This window comes from Curtobacterium sp. MCLR17_040 (assembly GCF_003234735.1).
GTDB classification, from domain to species: Bacteria; Actinomycetota; Actinomycetes; order Actinomycetales; family Microbacteriaceae; genus Curtobacterium; species Curtobacterium flaccumfaciens.
This window is the reverse complement of record NZ_QKTE01000002.1, coordinates 335521-357108: the sequence shown is the minus strand read 5'-3', so window position 1 is coordinate 357108 and position 21588 is coordinate 335521. Positions and strand designations below refer to the sequence as shown.

Annotated in this window: 22 protein-coding genes; 3 read left to right on the top strand and 19 right to left on the bottom strand. The window is 71.3% G+C overall.

The genetic code is table 11. The features are described from left to right. Positions 1-154: 154 nt before the first annotated feature. On the bottom strand, positions 155-1117 hold the full coding sequence (gene rarD / locus DEJ01_RS03795) for an EamA family transporter RarD (protein ID WP_175330792.1): 963 nt from the start codon (positions 1115-1117) through the stop codon (positions 155-157). A gap of 163 nt (positions 1118-1280) precedes the next feature. Beyond that, positions 1281-1577 carry a co-chaperone GroES gene (groES, locus tag DEJ01_RS03790; protein WP_017885484.1) on the bottom strand — a complete coding sequence of 99 codons (297 nt, stop codon included), beginning with the start codon at positions 1575-1577 and terminating at the stop codon, positions 1281-1283. A gap of 160 nt (positions 1578-1737) precedes the next feature. On the opposite strand from groES, the gene DEJ01_RS03785 reads away from it, so the two are divergent. Continuing rightward, positions 1738-2940 carry a class I SAM-dependent methyltransferase gene (locus DEJ01_RS03785; protein WP_111092234.1) on the top strand — a complete coding sequence of 401 codons (1203 nt, stop codon included), beginning with the start codon at positions 1738-1740 and terminating at the stop codon, positions 2938-2940. Positions 2941-2991: 51 nt separating this feature from the next. On the opposite strand, the gene DEJ01_RS18050 is transcribed toward DEJ01_RS03785, so the two are convergent. The 13 genes from DEJ01_RS18050 to glmS form a co-directional block, all read right to left on the bottom strand. Beyond that, a complete protein-coding gene (locus DEJ01_RS18050; protein WP_181438346.1) occupies positions 2992-3702 on the bottom strand; it encodes a DUF4190 domain-containing protein in 711 nt (236 codons plus the stop codon). A gap of 86 nt (positions 3703-3788) precedes the next feature. Then, a complete protein-coding gene (gene tsaD / locus DEJ01_RS03775; RefSeq protein WP_111092232.1) occupies positions 3789-4844 on the bottom strand; it encodes a tRNA (adenosine(37)-N6)-threonylcarbamoyltransferase complex transferase subunit TsaD in 1056 nt (351 codons plus the stop codon). After that, positions 4831-5376 (bottom strand): ribosomal protein S18-alanine N-acetyltransferase, encoded by a 546-nt coding sequence (gene rimI, locus DEJ01_RS03770; protein WP_181438345.1) that lies wholly within the window; start codon positions 5374-5376, stop codon positions 4831-4833. Before rimI ends, tsaD begins: the two co-directional genes overlap by 14 nt. Continuing rightward, a complete protein-coding gene (gene tsaB, locus DEJ01_RS03765) occupies positions 5373-6008 on the bottom strand; it encodes a tRNA (adenosine(37)-N6)-threonylcarbamoyltransferase complex dimerization subunit type 1 TsaB (protein WP_111092231.1) in 636 nt (211 codons plus the stop codon). The genes rimI and tsaB overlap by 4 nt, the downstream gene beginning before the upstream one ends. A 31-nt stretch (positions 6009-6039) precedes the next feature. Then, the gene (locus DEJ01_RS03760) at positions 6040-7206 is read right to left on the bottom strand and encodes a Fic family protein (RefSeq protein ID WP_111092230.1); all 1167 of its coding nucleotides are present in this window, start codon (positions 7204-7206) and stop codon (positions 6040-6042) included. A gap of 114 nt (positions 7207-7320) precedes the next feature. Next, positions 7321-7815 (bottom strand): hypothetical protein, encoded by a 495-nt coding sequence (locus DEJ01_RS03755; protein ID WP_111053736.1) that lies wholly within the window; start codon positions 7813-7815, stop codon positions 7321-7323. A gap of 37 nt (positions 7816-7852) precedes the next feature. Beyond that, positions 7853-8461, bottom strand: a complete 609-nt coding sequence (locus tag DEJ01_RS03750; protein WP_071406146.1) for an NAD(P)H-dependent oxidoreductase — start codon at positions 8459-8461, stop codon at positions 7853-7855. Positions 8462-8525: 64 nt separating this feature from the next. After that, a complete protein-coding gene (locus DEJ01_RS03745) occupies positions 8526-8996 on the bottom strand; it encodes a GNAT family N-acetyltransferase (protein ID WP_111032258.1) in 471 nt (156 codons plus the stop codon). Positions 8997-9007: 11 nt separating this feature from the next. Then, positions 9008-9526: a tRNA (adenosine(37)-N6)-threonylcarbamoyltransferase complex ATPase subunit type 1 TsaE gene (gene tsaE, locus DEJ01_RS03740; protein ID WP_181438344.1), complete on the bottom strand. Its 519-nt coding sequence runs from the start codon at positions 9524-9526 to the stop codon at positions 9008-9010. Next, a complete protein-coding gene (gene alr, locus DEJ01_RS03735) occupies positions 9523-10689 on the bottom strand; it encodes an alanine racemase (RefSeq protein WP_173032762.1) in 1167 nt (388 codons plus the stop codon). Before alr (DEJ01_RS03735) ends, tsaE begins: the two co-directional genes overlap by 4 nt. Then, entirely contained in the window at positions 10686-11789 is a 1104-nt protein-coding gene (alr, locus tag DEJ01_RS03730; protein WP_111092229.1) for an alanine racemase, read from the bottom strand. Before alr (DEJ01_RS03730) ends, alr (DEJ01_RS03735) begins: the two co-directional genes overlap by 4 nt. After that, on the bottom strand, positions 11786-12181 hold the full coding sequence (locus tag DEJ01_RS03725; RefSeq protein ID WP_111092228.1) for a holo-ACP synthase: 396 nt from the start codon (positions 12179-12181) through the stop codon (positions 11786-11788). Before DEJ01_RS03725 ends, alr (DEJ01_RS03730) begins: the two co-directional genes overlap by 4 nt. An 8-nt stretch (positions 12182-12189) precedes the next feature. Beyond that, positions 12190-14037, bottom strand: a complete 1848-nt coding sequence (gene glmS / locus DEJ01_RS03720; RefSeq protein ID WP_111092227.1) for a glutamine--fructose-6-phosphate transaminase (isomerizing) — start codon at positions 14035-14037, stop codon at positions 12190-12192. Between the two features lie 70 nt (positions 14038-14107). Here glmS and DEJ01_RS03715 point away from each other — a divergent pair, with 70 nt between their 5' ends. Both DEJ01_RS03715 and coaA read left to right on the top strand, forming a co-directional pair. Further along, positions 14108-14593 (top strand): glutathione peroxidase, encoded by a 486-nt coding sequence (locus tag DEJ01_RS03715; protein WP_071245463.1) that lies wholly within the window; start codon positions 14108-14110, stop codon positions 14591-14593. Between the two features lie 105 nt (positions 14594-14698). Further along, positions 14699-15643 carry a type I pantothenate kinase gene (gene coaA / locus DEJ01_RS03710; RefSeq protein ID WP_111046473.1) on the top strand — a complete coding sequence of 315 codons (945 nt, stop codon included), beginning with the start codon at positions 14699-14701 and terminating at the stop codon, positions 15641-15643. A gap of 110 nt (positions 15644-15753) precedes the next feature. Here coaA and glmM read toward each other — a convergent pair whose 3' ends face one another. The 4 genes from glmM to DEJ01_RS03690 all read right to left on the bottom strand — a co-directional run bounded on the left by glmM (position 15754) and on the right by DEJ01_RS03690 (position 21544). After that, positions 15754-17127 carry a phosphoglucosamine mutase gene (glmM, locus tag DEJ01_RS03705; protein WP_071406153.1) on the bottom strand — a complete coding sequence of 458 codons (1374 nt, stop codon included), beginning with the start codon at positions 17125-17127 and terminating at the stop codon, positions 15754-15756. A gap of 22 nt (positions 17128-17149) precedes the next feature. Beyond that, positions 17150-17635, bottom strand: coding sequence for a 30S ribosomal protein S9 (gene rpsI, locus DEJ01_RS03700; RefSeq protein WP_017885499.1), 486 nt, complete (start codon positions 17633-17635; stop codon positions 17150-17152). A 36-nt stretch (positions 17636-17671) separates the two neighbouring features. Further along, complete coding sequence (rplM, locus tag DEJ01_RS03695) at positions 17672-18118, bottom strand: 50S ribosomal protein L13 (RefSeq protein ID WP_027466717.1); 447 nt, start codon at positions 18116-18118, stop codon at positions 17672-17674. Between the two features lie 330 nt (positions 18119-18448). Continuing rightward, positions 18449-21544, bottom strand: coding sequence for an ExeM/NucH family extracellular endonuclease (locus tag DEJ01_RS03690; protein ID WP_111092226.1), 3096 nt, complete (start codon positions 21542-21544; stop codon positions 18449-18451). Between the last annotated feature and the right edge of the window lie 44 nt (positions 21545-21588).

Sequence of the window (21588 nt, the reverse complement as noted above, 5' to 3'; positions counted from 1 at the left end):
CAGCCCAGCACCGCTCGCGAAAGCGACAGGCCCCCACGGAAGTTCCGTGGGGGCCTGTCGCTTTCGCGTCGGTGACCGGGATGCGCGGCAGGGCAGGGTCCGTCGCCGCAGCAGGACGGACCGACGGGCGGCCTGGAGGCCCGTGGTGCGTCCGTCAGACCGGCTCGGCCTGGGTGGGTGCGAGCGCCCGGCGACGGGACGCCCGCGCGGCGGCGAACGAGTCCGCCGTCAGCACCACGAGCGCGAGCCACACGATGCCGAAGCCGAACCAGCGTCCGGCCGACATCTCCTCGTGCTGCACGAGCACCCCGACGAGCAGCTGCATCACGGGCGCCAGGTACTGGGTCAGCCCGAGCGTCGACAGGCTCACCCGGCGCGCCGACGACGCGAAGAGCAGCAGCGGCACGGCGGTCGCCGGCCCGGTCAGCACCGTGATGACCGCGTGCCCCCAGCCCTCGCTCGTGAACGTCACGCCGCCACCGAGCCCGGTCACACCGAGCACGATGAGTGCCACGACCGCGATCGGCAGCAGCCACACGGTCTCGATCGTCAGGCCGCTCAGGGCATCCACGGTGCCGCCGACCCGCTTCTTCACCAGGCCGTACAGTCCGAACGAGAACGCCAGGGCCAGCGAGATCCACGGCATCTGCCCGTAGCCGATCGCGATGACGACGACCGCCACGACGCTCAGCCCGACGGCTGCCCACTGCGCCGGACGCAGGCGTTCGCGCAGGACCACGACGCCGAGCGCGATCGTGACGAGCGGGTTGATGAAGTAGCCGAGCGCGGCCTCGACGGTGTGGCCGGTGGTCGTCGCGAGGACGTAGACGGTCCAGTTGACCAGGATCAGGACGGCGGCGAGCCCCATGACGAGCATCACGCGGCGCTGGGCCATCAGGGTCCGGGTGCGGAGCCACGACCGGGTCACCGCGATCGCCACCGCGCAGAACACCAGGCCGAAGACGATCCGCCACGACACGATCTCGAACGCCGCCGCGGGGGCCATGGCCGCGAAGAGCAGGGGCATCAGTCCCCAGAGCCCGTACGCCACGATCGCCTGCACCACGCCGACGGATGCCTCGCTGCGGACGGGTCGCGCCGGACTCGGTTCACTCACGGAACCATCCTAGGAACGACCGCCGACGCGTGGGACGCGCACCGGGCCTCCAGGCGGGGTGCGCGGGCTGATCAGGACCGGCGCACCCGGGTGACCGGCCCCGGACGCACGAACGCCCCGTCGGCCCGAAGGCCGGACGGGGCGTCCGCGGTGAGTACTCGACTCAGTGAACGATGACCGCGAGGACATCGCGGGCCGACAGGACCAGCAGGTCCTCGCCCGAGTACTTGACCTCGGTTCCGCCGTACTTGGAGTAGATGACCTTGTCACCCACGGCGACGTCGAGCGGGACGCGGTTGCCGTTGTCGTCGATCCGACCCGGACCCACGGCGACGACCTCGCCCTCCTGGGGCTTCTCCTTCGCGGTGTCGGGGATGACCAGACCGGAAGCGGTGGTCTGCTCCGCCTCGACCTGGCGGATGACGATGCGATCCTCGAGCGGCTTGATGCTGACGGCCACGGTGACCTCTTCTTTCTCGGTACGGACTCGGTACAGATGAAAACCGGGTTGGCACTTCGCACAGGAGAGTGCCAACGCCAACTCTAGGGGGCCTCTGGCACTCGGTCAATCCGAGTGCCAGCACATCCGGAGAACACGCAGCACCTGCGAGGATCGACGCATGGACGCCGCCGAACTCACCGCACTGCTGACCCCCGACGGGATGGCCCTGCTCGACCGTACCCCGGGCGTCTCCGACGGCGGCGAGATCGTCCGCGTGGTGTCCCGGCTGCGCGCCGAGGGCCACGATCCCCGACTGGTCGCCGCGGTGCTGACCCAGGCGAAACTGCGGCTGAAGGCCCGCGGCAAGTTCGGCGACTTCGCCTCCCGCATGCTCTTCACCGAGGCCGGGCTCGAGCAGGCCACCCGGCTGCAGGTCGCGGCCCAGCACGCCGGACGCTTCGCGGCGGCCGGCCTCACCCGGGTCGCCGACCTCGGCTGCGGCATCGGCGGGGACGCCATGGCGATGGCGGCGCTCGACCTCGACGTCACCGCCGTCGACCGTGATGAGGTGACGGCGGCCGTCGCGACCCACAACCTCGCGGTGTGGCCGAACGCGCGGGTGGAGCTCGGTGATGCCGCGTCCTTCGACCTGTCCGCGGTGGACGGCGTGTGGATGGACCCCGCACGACGCACCTCCGGCCATTCGGACACCCGTCGCCTCGCCGACCCCGACGACTGGTCCCCCTCGCTCGACACCGTGTTCGCCGCGGCGACGACGACGCCGACCGGCGTGAAGCTCGGACCGGGCATCGACCGCGACCTGATCCCGGACACCGCCGAGGCGCAGTGGACCTCCGTCGACCGCGAGGTCGTGGAGCTCGCCCTGTGGTTCGGCCCCCTCGCCCGCCCCGGGATCCGCCGCGCTGCGACCGTCATCGGTGCACACGGCATCGCCGAGATGACCGGAGCGGCCGACGCCGACGACGCCGAGGTCGGACCGCTCGGTGCCTACCTGTACGAGCCCGACGGCGCCGTGATCCGCGCACGGCTGATCGGCGACCTGGCACGAGGCCTCGACGGGCACATGCTGTCCGAGGGCATCGCCTACGTCACGTCCGACCGCGCCGTCACGACCCCCTTCGCGCAGGGTTTCCGGGTGCTCGACACGATGCCGCTCGACGTCAAGCGACTGGCCGCACGGCTCGCCGCCGACGGCATCGGCACCGTCGAGATCAAGAAGCGCGGCGTCGACGTCGACCCGGCGCAGTTCCGCAAGCGGCTGCGGTTGCGCGGATCGGGTCGCGTCACGCTCGTGCTCACCCGCCTGGAGGGACGCCACACGGCGATCCTGTGCGAGCGGCTCACCGACACGGTCGGCTGACGGCCGGGGGCCGCGTGCGGTGCTGCGTGCGCGCCGGCCTCGGCGCCGGCGTCAGTTGACGAAGGCGCCGGAGTTCGAGCTGTAGTCGGAGTAGTCCGACGCGTTCGCGATCGAGATCCACACCAGGGCGACGATCAGGATGAACAGGCCCGTCAGGATCCAGCCACCGATGATGCCGGCGAGCGCCAGGCCGCGGCCACCCTCACCGGTCTGCTTGATCTTGCCGAGGGCGATGTGGCCCATGATCGCGCCGGCCGGGCTCGTCAGGATGATGATCGGCCAGATGATGATGCCACCGAACGCGAAGACGATCGACAGGATCGACAGGACGTTCGTCTTCGGGCGCTGCGCGTAGGGCTGGTACGTGTACGGGTTCGACGCGTAGGGCTGCTGCTGCGGCTGCGCGTACGGGTTCTGCTGCTGGCCGTACGGGTTCTGCGGGGCGCCGTAGGCATGCTGCTGCTGCGGAGCCGCGTACGGGTTCTGCTGCTGCGGAGCCGCGTACGGGTTCTGCTGCTGCGGGGCCGCGTACGGGTTCGACGAGGCCTGCGGTGCCGCGTACGGATTCTGCTGCTGCCCGTACGGGTTCGACTGCTGCTGCTGCTGCTGGCCGTACGGGTTCTGGGGCGCTTCCGGGGCCGACGGCGCCTGCGGTGCGTCAGGAGCCTGCGGGGCGTCCGGGGCGGGCGTGCCGTCGGGCTGTCCGTTCGCCGGGCCGTTCGGCGTCTCGCCCGGCTTCGGCCACTCGTTCTGATCGGACACCGTCCACCCCTCTCGGGCGTCCGGTCTCTCCGACGCCCGTGTGAATCCTCCCACAGGCTCCCGAAGAAGGACCGGGGCCGAACTGGTCAGACCTGGACGGTCGTCACCGGCAGGGTCGAGTCCGCCGCGATGCCGAGGTCGCTCGGCGCGTGCCCCTCGGCCACGAGTCGGGCGCCGACGGCGGCGATCATCGCGCCGTTGTCCGTGCACAGCTCGAACGGCGGGATCCGGAGCCGCACGCTCGCGGCCGCGCAGCGCTCCTCGGCGACCTGTCGCAGTCGGGCGTTCGCGACGACCCCACCACCGAGCAGCAGCCGGTCGACGCCGGTGTCGCGGCACGCGTTCAGGGCCTTGGTCAGCAGGACGTCGACGACGGCCTCGCGGAAGCTCGCGGCGACGTCGGCCACCGGCACCTCGCGGCCCTCGTCGCGGCAGCGCTCGACCCACCGTGCGACGGCAGTTTTCAGCCCCGAGAACGAGAAGTCGTACCGGTGCGCGGCCATGTCCTTCGGCAGCGTCAGTCCCCGGGGGAACCGGACCGCCCTCGGGTCGCCGTCGGCCGCCGCACGGTCGATCTGCGGGCCGCCGGGGTAGGGCAGTCCGAGCAGCCGCGCGACCTTGTCGAACGCCTCGCCCGCCGCGTCGTCGATCGTCTCGCCGAGCAGTTCGACGTCGCCGACCAAGTCCCGCACCAGCAGCAGCGACGTGTGGCCACCGGAGACCAGCAGCGCGATCGTCGGCAGCTCGATCTCACTGCCGTCCTCGCGCAGCACGTCGGCGCCGACGTGCCCGACCAGGTGGTTCACGCCGTACAGGGGCTTGCCGGTGGCCACGGCGAGCGCCTTCGCCGCGCCCACCCCGACCATGAGCGCCCCCGCCAGGCCCGGCCCGGCGGTCACTGCGACGGCGTCGAGTTCGTCGAGGGTGACGCCGGCACGCTCGAGCGCCTCGTGCAGCGTCGGGGTCATCGCCTCGAGGTGGGCCCGTGCGGCGACCTCGGGCACGACCCCGCCGTAACGCGCGTGCTCGTCCATGCTCGAGGCGATCACGTTCGCCAGCAGGGTGCTCCCCCGCACGATGCCGACGCCCGTCTCGTCGCAGCTGGTCTCGATGCCGAGCACCAGTGGTTCAGTCGCGCTCACCGAGGGCCTCCTGTCCGATGGGTCCGACGCCGGACGACCGCTCGGCGTCCGGGCCGGGCAGTTCCGCCCGCATCACCCACGCGTCGACGCCGTCCGGTTGGTAGTAACGCGGCCGGGTCGCGATGTGCTCGAACCCGAACGCCGTGTACATCGCCTGCGCGACGGGGTTGTCCGCGCGCACCTCGAGGAACACCTCGCGCACACCGCGGCGCCGGGCCTCGTCGAGCAGCTCCGTGAACAGGACCCTCCCGAGCCCCTTGCCGCGCTGGTCCGCGGCGACGGCGATGGTCTGCACGTCGGCCACCGGGTTGGCCGCGAGCGACGAGAGCCCGGCGTACCCGACGACCAGCGGCGCGGACGTGTCGTCGGCCGTCTCGATCACGACGTAGTACCCGTGCGGTGAGTACAGCTCGCCGGACATCTGCGACGCCGACCAGGCGTCCGTCGGGAACGAGACGTGCTCGAGCCACATGATGTCGTCGAGGTCCTGCGGGTGTGCCCGCCGCAGGCGGAGCCCGTCCGGCAGGGTCACTGCTTCACCCGCTTGGGCGCACCCGGCACCGTGACGTCGGGCTCGCGCAGGTACAGGGGCGTGTTCTGGTCGAACGCCGCACCGGACGCGAGCCGGTCCGCGGCGAGCGAGCCGAGCCTCCAGGCCGGGATGGACGCGACCGTCACGCGGTCCCAGCCCACCGCTGCGGGCCGGGAGGCGCGGATCGCGTCGTCGAGATCGGCGGGCTTGGCGAGTCCGGGGCCGGCCACGCGGACGCCGTCGGCGTCGTAGGCGCTCCAGTAGACCTCGCGGCGGCGGGCGTCCGTGAGGACGACGAACGGACCGGCGGCGCCCGAATCGCGCTGGTCGAGGGCGACGGCGTCGTGGCTGACGAGGGGCAGGACGGGGACGCCGCGGGCTGCGGCGAAGGTGCGGGCGGCAGCGATGCCGACGCGCAGGCCGGTGAAGGGGCCGGGGCCCATGCCGGCGACGACGCCGGTGACGTCGGCTCCGGTGATGCCGGCCTCGGCGAGGGTCTCGGCGAGGAACGGGCCGATCACCTCGGCATGCCGGCGGCTGTCCTCGGTGTCGCGGGTCGCGAGGGCCTGGCCGGTGGCCGGGTCGACGACGGCGACGGAGGTCCCGGCGGAGGTGTCGATCGCGAGCAGCACCCGTCCATCGTAGGCGGGGCGGGGCAAGGGGTCAGTCCTCGTCGAGGCTGCCGGCGACCGCGTTCCAGATCTCGTCGGCACGCCAGCGCTCGCGACCGCCTCTGCCCGCTCGCCCGAGCGACCGGAGCCAGCCGTACTCCTCGGCTCGACGGAGCAACGCGGATGCCGTCGGCTGTGACACGCCGAGCGCCCTCCGGACCGACGCCACCGTGAGGACGGGGTTCTTGAAGATCACGTCGACGAGCCCGGGGAGCGCCGAACGCTCCGTCCGCGCAGCGAGGCGGTATCGCTCGCGGATCTCCACGAGCTTCCGGATCCGCTCGGCGCTGTCATTCGCTCGGACGGTCACCGCCTCGGCGAAGAACTGGATCCACTCGTTGACCTCTCCGCGCTCCCGAACGGCCTGCAACCGCTCGTAGTACTCGGTTCGGTGTTGTTCGAAGTACCCCGAGATGTGCAAGATCGGCGCGGGCAGGATGCCGTCTGCGATCAGCGAGAACCCGATCAGGAGGCGCCCGATCCGACCATTGCCGTCGAGGAACGGGTGGATCGTCTCGAACTGGTAGTGCATCAGGGCGCACTTCACCGTGACCGACATCGAGTCCAGTGGTGCGTTGACGAAACGCTCCCAGTCGTCAAGGGCCTCGGGAAGGTGGTCCTGGTGCGGCGGGATGAACCGGGCAGTCTCCGGTCGAGCGTTCGGAGATCCGCTCCACACTGGTGAGCGACGAAGCTCACCGGGCGACTTCTCGTCTCCACGGACCTCCCGCATCAGGGTCTCGTGGAGCGAACAGATGAACCGCTGGGTGATGGGGAGATCTGCGAGGAGCGCCACTCCCTCGCGGGCGGCCCGGACGTAGTTGTCCACCTCGCGGAGATCCTCGTCGAGGATCTCGTCGTCGTTCTCGACGCTGAGCACATCGCTCAGTGACGCCTGGGTCCCCTCGATGCGCGAACTCGCCAGCGCCTCCTGCGCCATGGACGGGCCGAGCAGGAGTTGTGGTTCCTGGATGAGCTGCCCGAGCCCGGCGAGCCGACCGATCGCGATGTCCGCGCGTGACACCGCAGCGTTCGTCACGGGCTCGAGGACGAGTTCGCGTGGGAGGGGCGCGGGGAGGAAGTAGGCGTGCGGCCACTCCGACAACGGACGCGTGGCGAGTGTGCCGAAGCGTTCTGATCGGAAGTCTTCTCGACGCATCTCCTCATCATAAGCAAAGTGCCCTCTGCCCTATAACTTCAGATCGAACTTCCAAGCACCTGCACGTCGGGACGCGGGGACGTTCGATCCGTCATGCAAGTCAGGGGGCCGCGGCTAGTCGAAACGGACCGTGCTGGTGGGCGACGTCGCGCCCGTACCCGTCGCGGCCTCGTCCGCTGCTCCTCGAAGGTGCCGCAGCCGGGACCGCACACCGCCGTCCTGGCGACGCAGGACGATCGCAACGTCCGCCACGGACATCCCCGCGGCCGTCATTGCCTCGAGCCCGGTGTCCTCCTGCTGCGTCCACGGCGCGTAGGCGGCGGGCCGGTCGAGCCGAGCAGCGTCGACCTGCGGGTTGCCGGTCGGTGCAGCCCGGACCACCAGCGGGGACGACGGGTCGTCCGCTCCGGACGTCGTGGCGACGGCCGGCACCGGCGCCGACGCTGACCGCGGGCCGGTCGCCCGGACCTCCAGGCAGACGACGGCGGTCACCGGATGGCGTGCCACGACCGCTCCTGCGGGCGACCGGAACACCAACTCGGTGTCGTCACGGTCCACCGTGCCGACCTCCACGTCGCTGAAGCCGCCGGTGTCGAGGACGATGCGCATGGTTCCCCCGTTCGCGCTGACCAGATCTGCTGCGAGGCTACCGGTCGCCGGCCGGGGCACGGTCGACGACCGCCCGACGGACACCCTCCACCGCCGCGGCGACCGCGCGCTCGCGGGCCTCGGCGTCCTCGGTCTCGGAGTCGTGCACGAACACGGTGGCGCCCCGCCGGGCACCGCAGAAGTCGACAATGCCGTGCTCGACCTGCGTCCGGAGCGCCTCGGCGTACCCGTGCCGTTCGTACACGCCGGCGTCGTCGCCCGCGATCGGCACCAGATGGACAGTGAGCCGTTCGAGCGCCCGACGGATGCCGCCGTCCGGGTCGACGTCGAACGCCCAGCCGTTCACGAACACGCGGTCGATCCACCCCTTGAGCACCGCGGGCACGGACCACCACCAGACCGGGAACACGAGGACGAGGTCGGTGGCGCGGTCGATGCGCTGCTGCTCGGCGACGACGTCGGCCAGCGCGTCCGTGCCGGTCCGGTAGGTCTGCCGGTCGGCGAGGGTGAAGCGCGGGTCGAACCCCTCGGCCGCCAGGTCGGCGGTCTCCACCGTCCCCGCGGGCAGGGCGTCCCGCAGGCGAGCCGCGAGGTGGTGGGTGAGGGAGTCGGGGTCCGGGTGGGCGGTCACGATGAGCGTCGGCACACCGCATCCTCCCGGAGCCGGCTGGGTGGTACCGGGACACCCGCTGTCGCCCGGCCGCGCCGGCTCACACCGCGGTCAGGTCGAGGGACCAGGCGACCTCGCGCGCGAGCTGCCCGGTCCGCCGGAACGACCGAACCTGGTGGGTGGCGGCCAGGGCGGCCGCCAGGTCGTCGCGGTCGGCGAGGGTGAACCCGAGCGACTGCCAGAACGGACCGGAGCGCCGCGAGAACAGCCACGCCCGTCGCGCGCCCGTGACCGCGGCGTGGTCGACGGCGAAGCGCGCGAGCCGGGTGCCGTGGCCGAGCCCCCGGAGCTGCGGCGCGACCGCCACGCTGCGGACGAGCACGTGGACGCCGTCGGCGCTCGTCTCGTACCCGGTGCTGCCGACCACGCGGCCGTCCTCGGCACGGTCGACCCACAGCCGGACGGTCGGCTCGAGACCGGCACGGTCGTGGCCAGCACGGTCGAGCCCGGCGACGGTCAGGTCGGCACCGACGAGGAAGGTGCGGAGGTCGTCGACCGCACCGGTGTCCACGCGCTGCAGGGTCAGAGGTCGACGCCCGTCCAGCGCGGCCCCGTCGCGGTGACGACGACCCGGCGCGGCTCGTCGGGCACGTCGTCCGGATCGAGGTCGTCGTCGACACCGTGGTCGGCCGCGTCGGCGCCGGTGGCCCGGGTGATCTCGACGTCGAGCACGCTGTCGCTGATGCCGTCGACCATGCCGCGACCCCACTCGACGACGACGATGGCGGCGTCCCAGTCGAGGTCGAGGTCGTCCAGCTCGACCGGGTCGGACAGACGGTAGGCGTCGACGTGCACCAGGTCGGGGCCGGCGGTCGTCGGGTGCGTCCGGGCGAGGACGAAGGTCGGGCTGGACACCTGGCCGCGCGCGCCGAGTGCGGTGCCGAGCCCGCGCGTCAGGGTCGTCTTGCCGGCACCGAGCGGCCCGGTCAGCACGACGAGGTCCCCCGCGCGCAGCACCGCGGCCAACCGGGCCCCGAGCTCCCCCATCGCCTCGGTGCCGTCGACGGTGGTGTCGAGCAGGACGTGCGGCAACTCGGTCACGGCCGCTCGCCCCGCAGGTACTCCCCGACCCGTCCCTCGATGTCGTGGCCCTCGTAGAACCGGGGCACACGGCTGCCGATCCGGCAGACGATCTCCTCGCCGATGGTCTCGAGCGCCGCGCCCCACTCGAGCACGGTCATCTCGTCGTGCTCGCCGGTGCCGAAGAGCACGACGGTGTCGCCGGTCTGCACGTCGTCCTCGCCGACGTCCACCAGGAACTGGTCCATCGCGACGCGGCCGGCGATCGGGTAGCGCTTGCCGCGGATCGCGACCTCGATGCGGCCCTGCGCCAGACGCGGGACCCCGTCGGCGTACCCGACGGGCACGAGCGCCAGGGTCGTCTCGGTCGCCGTGCGGTACGTGTAGTCGTAGGAGACGCCGGTGTCGACGGGGACGCGCTTCGTCTTCGCGACCGACGCGGTCAGGGTCATCACCGGCTCGAGTCCGAGGTCGGCCGCCGAGACGCCGTCGGCTCCGGGGATGCCGAACAGGTTCGCGCCCATCCGGACCATGTCCTTGCGGAACTCCTTGCGCTCCAGCCCCGCGAGCGACGCGGCGACGTGCTCCATCGGGACGTCGAGCCCCAGGTCCTCGGCGATCTCGATCGCGGCGTCGAACACGGCGACCGCGGCGCTGTCCTCGTGGTCGGACGCCTCGGCCAGGTGCGTGTACGCGGCGACGACCTCGATGCGGCCGTTCCGCTGGGCGTCCCGGGCGAGCTCGACGAGCGCCGGCCAGTCCGCCGGGGTCGCGCCGTCGCGGTGCAGGCCGGAGTCGACGCCGAGGTGCACCCGGGCCGGTCGCTGGTCGACGGCGTCGACGATGCGCTGCAGCTCGGCGACGTTCGAGACGCCGAGGTCGACGGCCGAGTCGATGGCGTCACGGAAGTCCAGGTCGGGGTCGTGCTGCCAGGTGAACAGGTGGACGTCCTCGCCGACGCCGATCGAGCGCAGGCGCAGGGCCGCGGGCACCGTCAGCACACCGATCCAGCGGATGCCGGCGTCGACGGCGGCGAGCGCGATCGGCTCGAGGCCGTGCCCGTACGCGTCGGCCTTCATGATCGCCATCACGGCGACCGGGTCCATCCACTCGCGGACACGGTCGAGGTTGGCCCGGTAGGCGTCGAGGTCGATGCGCGCCTGACGCAGCGGTGCGGAGCTCACGTCGTCCTCCGTTCCACGCTGCGGCCGATCCGGGCGACCACCTCGTAGTTGATCGTGCCGATGGCGTCGGCCCAGTCCTCGACGGCGGGGTCGCCGTTCGCGGGGTCGCCCCACAGCACGGCCTCGTCACCGACCTGCACGTCGGCATCGCCGATGTCGACGTGCATGGCGTTCATCGCGACACGTCCGACCACCGGGAACGTCCGGTCGCCGATCCGCACCGAGACCCGGTTGCCGAAGTCCCGGTCGAAGCCGTCCGCGTAGCCGAGGCCGATCACGGCGAGACGGGTGTCCGTCTCGGCGCGCCAGGTGTAGCCGTAGGACACACCGTCGCCCACGGCGACCGGCACGGTGCGGAGCACGGCGGCGGTGACCCGCATCGCGGGGCGCAGCCCCAGGTCAGCAGAGGTGCGACCGTCGAAGGGGCTCAGCCCGTACAGGGCGAGCCCGACGCGGGACAGGTCGTGGCGGGTCTCCGGCACGGCGATGCTCGCGGCACTCGCGGCGAGGTGCACCACGTCCGGCACTATGCCGTTCGCGGCGAGGCCGTCCAGCGCCCGCTGCAGTGCGGCGTCCTGGTCGAGGTCGTCGGTGCGCGACGCGTTCGACAGGTGGGACATGAGCCCCTCGACCCGGGTGCGGTTGCCGCCGCGGGCCAGGGCGCCGGCGGTCGCGAAGAGCTCGGCCCACTCGGACTCGACCGCTCCGTTGCGGCTCAGGCCGGTGTCGACGCACAGGTGCACGGCGCGGACGTCGGAGTCGGCTGCTGCGGAGAGCTGCTCGACGCTCGACACCGCGGGCGTGACGTCGAACTGCGCGGCGCGACGGAAGTCCTCGTCGGGGGCGTGCAGCCACGCGAGGATCCGGACCCCCTCGTCGATGCCGCCCTGACGGAGCGCGACGGCCTCGTCGATGTCGGCGACCCCGAGCCACTCGGCTCCGGCGTCCACGAAGGCCTGCGCGGCGTCGAGGGCCCCGTGGCCGTAGGCGTTCGCCTTGACGACGGCGATGACCCCGGCCGGTGCGACCCGGTCGGCGATCGTCGCGTAGTTCTCGATCAGGGCTCCGCGATCGACGGTGATGCCGGTGAACGCACTCACCGGACCGTTCCTTCCAGGACCACGTCTGTTCCTTCCAGGACCACGAACGCGGTCGCGATCCCTCCATCATGCGAGAGCGACAGGTGCACGGACGTCACGCCACGCGCGTCCGCCACGTGCCGGGCGCCCTGGTGCAGGGTGAGCGACGGGTTCCGCTGGTCGTCGGACACGACCTCGAGGTCCTGCCAGCTGAGCCCGGCACTCGACCCGAAGGCCTTGATCAGGGCTTCCTTGGCAGCGAACCGTGCAGCGAGGGATGCGATCGGCCGGGGTTCGCCGTCACGGACCTGCTCGGACGGCGTGAACAGCCGCGCCCGCATCGCCGGTGTGCGCTCCAGCACCCGTTCGAACCGCTCCAGGTCGACCACGTCGACCCCGATCCCGATGATCACCGTCGCGACTACTCGACGGTGACCGACTTCGCGAGGTTGCGTGGCTGGTCGACGTCGAGGCCCTTGGCGGCGGCGAGCTCCATGCCGAACATGTGCAGCGGTGCCACGGCGAGCAGCGGCTCGAACAGCGGGGTCGCCAGCGGGATCCGCAGGACCTCGTCGGCGAACGGCAGCACCGCGGCGTCGCCCTCTTCGGCGATCGCGATCACCCGGGCACCGCGTGCGCGGATCTCCTGGATGTTCGAGACGACCTTCGGGTGCAGCGATCGGGGGTCGCGCGGCGAGGGCACGATGACGAAGACGATCTGGCCGGGCTCGATCAGGGCGATCGGGCCGTGCTTGAGCTCACCGGCGGCGAAGCCCTCGGCGTGGATGTACGCGAGCTCCTTGAGCTTGAGGGCGCCCTCGAGCGCGATCGGGTAGCCGACGTGGCGACCGAGGAACAGCACGCTCCGGGTGTCCGCCATCCAGCGCGCCAGGTCCTTGATGCCGGCGGCGTCCTCGATGGTCTGCTGCAGCTTCGGCGCGAGGCCCTCGAGCTCGGCGACCTGCTCGGCGATCTGCTCGGCGGTGAGCGTGCCGCGCAGCGTCGCCAGGTGCAGCCCGAGCAGGTAGAGCGCGACGCCCTGGGCGATGAAGGCCTTGGTCGACGCGACGGCGACCTCGGGCCCGGCGTGCGTGTAGATCACGGCGTCGGACTCACGCGGGATCGTGGCGCCCTGGGTGTTGCAGATCGACAGGACCTGCGCGCCCTGCTCGCGGGCGTACTTGACGGCCATGAGCGTGTCCATGGTCTCGCCGGACTGGCTGATCGAGACGACCAGGGTGCGCTCGTTCAGCACCGGGTCGCGGTAGCGGAACTCGTGCGCGAGCTCGACCTCGACCGGGATGCGGGCCCACTGCTCGATGGCGTACTTGCCGAGGATGCCGGCGTAGGCGGCGGTACCGCAGGCGATCACGATGACGCGGTCGACGGTCGCCAGGCGCTCGGCGATCGGGTCGAGGTCGGTCAGCGTGACGGCGCCGTCGTGGACGCGACCGAGGATCGTCTTCGCGACGGCCTCGGGCTCCTCGCTGATCTCCTTCGCCATGAACGAGCTCCAGCCGCCCTTGTCGGCGGCGGAGGCGTCCCAGTTGACCTCGAACTCGCTCGGCGTGGCCGGGGTGCCGTCGAAGTGGATGACGTCCACGCCGTCGGGGCGGATCGTGGCGATCTCGTCCTGCCCGATCGACAGCGCGCGCTGCGTGTAGGCGACGAAGGCGGCGACGTCCGAGCCCATGAAGTTCTCACCGTCGCCGAGCCCGACCACCAGGGGCGAGTTGCGACGGGCACCGACGACGACGCCGGGCTGGTCGGCGTGCACCACGAGGAGCGTGAAGGCCCCTTCGAGCCGCTGCACGGCCTGCTGCATGGCGGCGGTCAGGTCACCGGTGTCGCGGAAGGCCCGTCCGACCAGGTGCGCGGCGACCTCGGAATCGGTCTCGCTGCGGAACTCGATGCCCTCGGCCTGCAGCTCGGCGCGGAGCTCGGAGAAGTTCTCGATGATGCCGTTGTGGATGAGGGCGAGCTTGTCGCCGTCGGCCAGGTGCGGGTGGGCGTTGCCGTCGGTCGGGCCGCCGTGGGTCGCCCAGCGGGTGTGCCCGATGCCCGTCGTGCCGTCCGGGATCGGCGACGACTCGAGCTCGTCGACCAGGGCCTGGAGCTTGCCCGCCTTCTTGGCCGACACGAGGTCTCCGGCTGGGTCGACGACGGCGATGCCCGCCGAGTCGTAGCCGCGGTACTCGAGGCGACGGAGGCCACCGAGGAGGACGTCCTGGCTGCTGTTGCTGCCGACGTAGCCGACGATTCCACACATGGAACCGATCCTACGGTCTGCCTGGACGCCGACCCTGCGAAGTCCCGGGGGTGGGGATAACGTTTCGGCCATGGGACGCTTCGACGACATCGCCATCACCACGCTGCACGGCGAGGACACCACGTTCGGCGCCTACGCCGACAAGGCCGTACTGGTCGTGAACGTCGCCTCCCGGTGCGGCCTCGCCCCGCAGTACGAGCAGCTCGAGGCCCTGCAGAAGCAGTACGGCCCCCGCGGGTTCACGGTGCTGGGCTTCCCGAGCAACCAGTTCCTGCAGGAGCTCGGCTCGTCCGAGGCGATCGACGAGTACTGCTCCACCACCTGGGGTGTCACGTTCCCGATGTCCGAGAAGGTCAAGGTCAACGGCAAGAGCGCCCACCCGCTCTACCAGGCCCTCAAGGAGACCCCGGACGCCGACGGCAAGGCCGGCCGGGTCGCCTGGAACTTCGAGAAGTTCCTCGTCGCCCCCGACGGCACCGTCACGCGCTTCCGCCCCACCACGAAGCCGGACGCCCCGGAGGTCGTCGCCGCCATCGAGGCGGCCCTCCCCGCCTGACGCGTCGCGTCCTGCGGACGCGCACCGAGCACTGGACGGGAGGCCCGGGGCGCGTGAGCCGGTCGGCTCACGTGCCCCGGGCCTCCCGTCTGTACGCTCGATCCCATGCCCTTCTCGGAGACCGCCGTCGCGCACCCGACCCCGTTCGTGGAGATCCCGCGTGACGAGTGGTCCCAGCTCGCCCCGAAGGAACACCTGTCGCTCACCGAGACCGAGATCGTGCAGCTGCGCGGTCTCGGCGACCGGTTGGACATGCAGGAGGTGCAGGAGGTCTACCTGCCGCTGTCCCGCCTGCTCACGCTCTACGCCGCCGGCGCGCGGAACCTGCACGCCGAGACGAGCCGGTTCCTCGGGGAGCGCGCCGGACGCACGCCGTTCGTCATCGGCGTCGCGGGTTCCGTCGCGGTCGGCAAGTCCACCGTCGCCCGTCTGCTGCGCGAGCTGACGAAGCGCTGGCCGGACACCCCTCGGGTCGAGCTCGTGACGACTGACGGCTTCCTGTACCCGAACGCCGAGCTCGAGCGCCGCGGGATCATGGACCGCAAGGGCTTCCCGGAGTCGTACGACCGCCGCTCCCTGCTGCGCTTCGTGAGCCAGGTGAAGAGCGGGGCCACCGAGGTCCGCGCGCCGTACTACTCGCACCTCGTCTACGACATCGTGCCCGATGCCGAGATCGTCGTCCGGCAGCCCGACGTGCTCATCGTCGAGGGCCTCAACGTGTTGGCGCCCCCGGTGCACGGGCGGCTCGCGCTGTCCGACCTGTTCGACTTCACGATCTACGTGGACGCGAAGACGAAGGACATCGAGTCCTGGTACGTCGACCGGTTCCTCGCCCTGCAGGAAGAGGCGTTCTCGAGCCCCGACTCGTTCTTCCACCGGTTCGCCTCGCTCTCGCGTGAGGACGCGGTCCGGACGGCGACCGAGGTCTGGCGGGCGATCAACGAGCCGAACCTGCTCGAGAACGTGCTGCCCACGCGCTCCCGCGCCACCCTGGTGCTGAAGAAGGGCGCGAACCACAAGGTGAACTCGGTCCTGCTCCGCAAGATCTGAGCTGGGGGGCAGCGCAGCCAGCAGGGCAGCGCGAAACACCGGTTTTCGCGAGCTGAACCGCGTTCTGCGCGTGTTCAACCGGCGAACACCGGTGTCTTGCGGAGGGGACCCTACGCGGCGTCGAGCGCCAGGCGGTCCTGCACGACGGCGGCGAGCTCCTCGGCGATGCGCTGGGCATCGTCCTGCGAGGCGGCCTCGACCATGACGCGCACGACCGGCTCGGTGCCCGACGGACGGAGCAGCACACGACCGCTGTCCCCGAGCGCCTCGCTGGCGGCGGCGATGGCGTCCTGCACGCCCTGGTCGGCCAGCCCGTGACGATCGACGCCCCGGACGTTGAGCAGCACCTGCGGGAACACCGTCATGCACGAGGCGAGCTCCTGCAGGGTCTTGCCCGTACGCGCCATCTCGGCGACCAGGTGCAGCCCGGTCAGGATGCCGTCACCCGTGGTGGCGAACTCGTTGAAGATGATGTGACCGGACTGCTCGCCACCGATGGAGTAGTCGCCCTCGGTCATCTTCTCGAGCACGTAGCGGTCGCCCACGCCGGCCTCGATCACGGTGATGCCCGCGTCGGCCATGGCGCGCTTCAGCCCGAGGTTCGACATGACCGTCGCGACGAGGGTGTCGTCCTTCAGCCGTCCGCGCTCCTGCAGGGACAGCGCGAGGATCGCCATGATCTGGTCGCCGTCGATCGCGTTGCCCGCGGCGTCGACCGCCAGGCAGCGGTCCGCGTCGCCGTCGTGCGCGATGCCGACGTCGGCACCGTGCTCGAGCACCGCGCGGGCGAGGTTGTCGATGTGGGTCGAACCGACGCCGTCGTTGATGTTCCAGCCGTCGGGGTCGGCGCCGATGAGCGTCACGCGGGCACCCGCGTTGACGAAGACCTCGGGCGAGACGCCGGCGGCGGCACCGTTCGCGCAGTCGAGCACGACGTGGATGCCGTCGAGCCGGTGCGGGAGCGTGCCGAGCAGGTGCACCACGTAGCGGTCCTCGGCGTCGGCGAACCGCGAGATGCGCCCGACGTCGATGCCGGTGGGGGTGGGTGCGGAGTGGTCGTGCATGGCCGCTTCGATGCGGTCCTCGACCTCGTCCGGCAGCTTGCGGCCACCCGTGGCGAAGAACTTGATCCCGTTGTCGGGAGCGGGGTTGTGCGATGCGGAGATCATCACGCCGAAGTCGGCGTCGATGTCCGCGACGAGGAACGCCGCGGCGGGGGTGGGGATGACCCCGGCGTCGAGCACGTCGACGCCGGCCGAGGCGAGCCCGGCCGCGACGGCGGCACCGAGGAACTCGCCGGAGACGCGCGGGTCACGCGCGAGGACCGCGCGCGGGCGCGGTCGGCCCGACGCCCGGCGGGCGTCGGCATGGTGTCCGTGTGTGAGGACGGCCGCGCTCGCCTGGGCAAGACCCAGTGCGAGCGCGGCCGTCAGCTCGCCGTTGGCGAGACCACGAACCCCGTCGGTACCGAACAGACGCGGCATTGCGATCTTCAGCCGGTGACGACTAGCGCTTCGAGAACTGCGAAGCCTTGCGGGCCTTCTTGAGACCGGCCTTCTTGCGCTCGATGACGCGGGCGTCACGGGTGAGGAAGCCGGCCTTCTTGAGGGCCGCGCGGTTGTTCTCGCGGTCGATCTCGTTCAGGGTGCGGGCGATGGCGAGGCGGAGCGCGCCGGCCTGACCCGAGGGGCCGCCACCGGTGATGCGGGCGACGACGTCGTACGAGCCGAGGAGCTCGAGCACCTTGAAGGGGTCGTTGATGAGCTGCTGGTGCAGCTTGTTCGGGAAGTAGTCCTCGAGCGTGCGGCCGTTCACGACGAACGTGCCGGAGCCCGGGACGAGCCGGACGCGCGCGATGGCCTCCTTGCGGCGCCCGACGGCACCGCCGGAGACGTTGAGGATCTGACGGGGAGCGGCCTCGGCAGCGGCGGGTGCGCTCTCCGTGGTGAAGCTCTCCGGGGTCTGGTCGAGGGAATCAGCGATCTGAGCCATGAGTTTTCTGTGTCCTTGAAGTCGTCGTGGCCGGAACTACTGTGCGACCTGGTCGAAGATGTACGGCTTGGGCTGCTGCGCGGCGTGCGGGTGCTCCGCGCCGGCGTAGACCTTCAGCTTCTTGAGCTGCTCGCGGCCGAGGGTGTTCTTCGGCAGCATGCCGCGGATCGCCTTCTCGACGGCGCGGGTGGGGTGCTTCTCGAGCATCTCCGGGTAGGAGGTCGCCGTCAGGCCGCCCGGGTAACCCGAGTGACGGTAGTAGACCTTCTTCGCGAGCTTCGAACCGGTCAGGGCGACCTTGTCGGCGTTCACGATGATGACGAAGTCACCCATGTCCATGTGCTGGGCGAAGGTGGCCTTGTGCTTGCCGCGCAGGAGCGCCGCGGCGTGGGTGGCGAGACGGCCGAGGACGACGTCAGTGGCGTCGATGACGATCCAGTCGTGCTGGACGTCTGCCGGCTTCGGTGAGAACGTGCGAGTCACAGGAGTGCTGCTTTCGTGTCGAGGTGAGGAGTCCGTGAATCCCACTCCGGTCGGGAGTTCCACGGGCAGAAGCACGGGGAACACCTCGGTTGGAGGGCTCATCTGACTGTCCGCGCGCGGGGCGCACAGACCAAGGTGAGAGCCTAGCCGACGCGGGGTACGTCGGTCAAACGCGGCCGGCTGCCGGCCTGGAGGCGCGGGGCGGCACCGCACCGCGCCTCCCGTCCGTCGCGCGGTCGCGCCCACCGCGCACGGTGAGCAGAAATGGTCGGGTCCGCTGTGCGAACCCGACCATTCCTGCTCACGAAGTGCGCCCGTGGGGCGTGGGGACTACTCCGCAGCCGCAGCCCGACGTCGGCGGCGCACGATCAGCACACCCGCACCCGCCGCGAGCAGCAGGAACGCCGCCAACGCACCGGCACCCATCCCTGCGGCACCCGTGAACGCGAGCTGCCCGTCCACGGTGATCGTGATCGGGGTCCACCCGATCAGCCTCCCGTCCGCAGCCGTCACCGCCAGCCGGTGCGCACCAGCAGCCGTGGCCGCCGGGATCGTCACACGAACCGTCCCGTCAGCAGCGACCACAGCCGTGCCGATCAGCGTCGGCTCCGAGAACAACCACACGTTCACCGTGTCACCGGCAGACGCGGTGCCGACCGTCACCGTGATCGTCTCCCCCGCACGAGCGGTCGCCGGAGCCGACACGCCACCACGGTTCCCCTCCGTCAACAGCGACTCCGACGGCGCCACCGGAGCAACCGGCGGGGTGATCCCGTCGACCGGCGGCACCGGCGTCGGGGTCGGCGTCGGCGTCGGGTTCGGCACCGGGGTCGGCGTCGGGGTCGGGGTCGGCACCGGCGTCGGGTCCGTGCCCGGGTCGGTGCCCGCGGTGTCCAGGTCGAACCCGACCAGGATCGGGTCGTGGTCGCTCGCCCGGTACACGTCGTCGGTGTACAGGTTCGTCGCGTTGTAGTTGTAGCGGCTGTATTCCAGGCCCACCGACTCGACCGAGTTGATGTTCCAGATGTCCACGCCCGTGACCGTCTCGAGCGCGGCCGTCGACGCGAACACGTGGTCGAGCGAGCCGCTCAGGCCGGAGAACACGTACGAGTACTCGGTGCTGTCGAGCGCCGGGCCCAGGTCGGTGTAGCCGGCCTCGTCGAGGACCACCACCGGGTCCTCCTTGCTGTACGCGTTGAAGTCGCCGAGCATGAACACCTTGTCGGTGCCGTACTGCTCCTGCATGTCGGTGGAGAAGGTCACGAGGGCCTTCGCCTGCTCGACGCGGTCGGCGTTCGAGGCCCCCTGCCCGTCGCCCTGGTCGGCGTTCTCGCCGGTGCCGGAGCCCTTGGACTTGAAGTGGTTCGCGATCACCAGGAAGTCGTCGTCCGCGGTGCCGCCGACCGGGCGGAACGCGTCCGCGACGGGCTGGCGGGCGTTCGTGAACGCGTCGTCGAGCAGGATCGTCGACTCGCCGACGGGCTCGACGCGGTCCTTCTTGTAGATGAGGGCGAGGCGGATGACGTCCTCGCTCGCGGGCACGACGGCCGGGGACTTCGCGTAGGCCCAGGTGTCCTGGCCGGTGGCGGCGTTGAGCGCGTCGACCAGGGTGGCCACGGCGGCGTCGCGGTCCTGACCGAAGCGGACGGAGTTCTCGATCTCCTCGAGTGAGACGACGTCGGCGTCCAGCCCGTTGATGGCCTTCACGATCTTGACCTGCTGGCGCAGGAAGTCCTCCTGCTCGGCGGCGCCGCGGGCGTCGCAGCCGGAGTTCACCGTGACGGGGTCACCGGCGCGGTCCGTGTAGTACTTGCAGCCGGTGAGCTCGTCGCCCGTGGTCGGGAAGTAGTTGAGCACGTTGAAGCCGGCGAGCTTCAGGTCGCCACCGACGTCCTGCGGTGCCGGCTGGCGCACCTTCGAGAACGACGCCGGCAGGTCGGCGGCCGGGGTCGCACCCGTGATCGGCGCGGTCGGCTGGAACTTCCACCCGTTGTTGCGGTAGTCGAGGACGACCGGCTCGGTGAAGGTGGCGGCGGCCCCGACGGTGACCGGGCCCTGGGTGAGCCACGACACCGGGATGCCCTGGTTCGCCTGGGTCAGGAAGTTGGTGCTCGCACCATCGTCGAGCGTGACCTTGCGCGCGGCGTTGTCGGCCTCGACGGCCTTCGCCTCGGCGCTGCCCGGTCGGCCGACCTCGGTCGGCTGGACCAGGCGCTTCGTGCCGCTGGCGAGCACGACCTCGCCGTACTGGTTCGTCGTGTAGTTGTCGGCGACGGTGTACGCGCCCTGGGGAGCGACGAGCATGCTCTCGAGCGACTCGCGCTGGGCGTCGGACGACGGGAACGCGACCGCTGCGGGCTGTGGGGCCGCGACGGTGTCGTCCAGCTGCTGCAGCGAGGAGGCCCCGGACACCGTGAGCTCGGTCAGGCCGAAGTACTCGGACACGGCACCGGTGACCCGCACGTGGTCGCCCTCGTGCACCAGGCCGGCGGTGGCGGACGAGAAGACGAACACCGCGTCGGACGCGGTGTGGGCGCCGAGGTCGATCGCACCGCCGGTGCCGGGGGTCTGGATCGTGTAGCCGTTGAAGCCGCCGGTGCCGTAGACCGCGGTGACGACGCCGTCGGTCGTGACGTTCTTGCCGGCGTACGGCGAGGTGTCCGTGGTGCCCTGCAGCTGGGCGATGGTCACCGTCTCGGCGGGCGTGCCGGGCGTCGGGGTCCCGCCGTCACCCGGGTCGGTCGGTTCCGAGGGCTCGGTCGGTGCCGTCGTCTCGCCCGCGGCGTTCCGCGGGGTGAGCGTCGTCGTCACGGAGAAGTCCGCACCGTTGACGTCGGTGTCCGTGGTGCCCTGGCGGACCAGGCCGTTCGGGACGGAGTTGTCCCCGGTCACGGTGCGCACGGCCGACTCGAACGTGTTCGAGGCGCCGTAGCCGAGCAGGTCGACCACGCCGTCGGTGCCGGTGGCGACGGGTCCGGCGGCGAGCGCCAGGGGTGCCGTGGCGTCGGACAGCACGAGCGTGCCCGTGGTGCCCGACGGGTTGAGCGTTGCGGTGTCGTCGGCGGCGGGCAGGTCCTCGCCAGCCGCGGTGGCCCCGCCGTTGCCCGCCATCGACACCAGGAAGGTGCCCTTGGCCGGCACGGTGCCCTGGAGCGCACTGGCCGAGAACGTGCCGGTGCCCGTGGCGGACCGGTACTGGAGCGACCACCCGTCGAGCGACACGGCGACGTCGGTCGGGTTGCCGATCTCGACGAACTTCTCGTTGTAGAACGCGCCCTTGCTCCCCGCCTTCAGGTAGGCCTCCTCGATGACGAGGCCGGTCCCCTCGGGGTTCGCGGTCGCTGCGGTGACGGTGACGAGTGGGGCCGCGAGGAGCGTCGCGGCCGCCGTGGCGCACAGCAGAGTGCGCCCGAGGGTGTTGGCCATGCCCGCACGCTACCGACCTGCGGGGTCGTTCAGGTTGCGTCGAG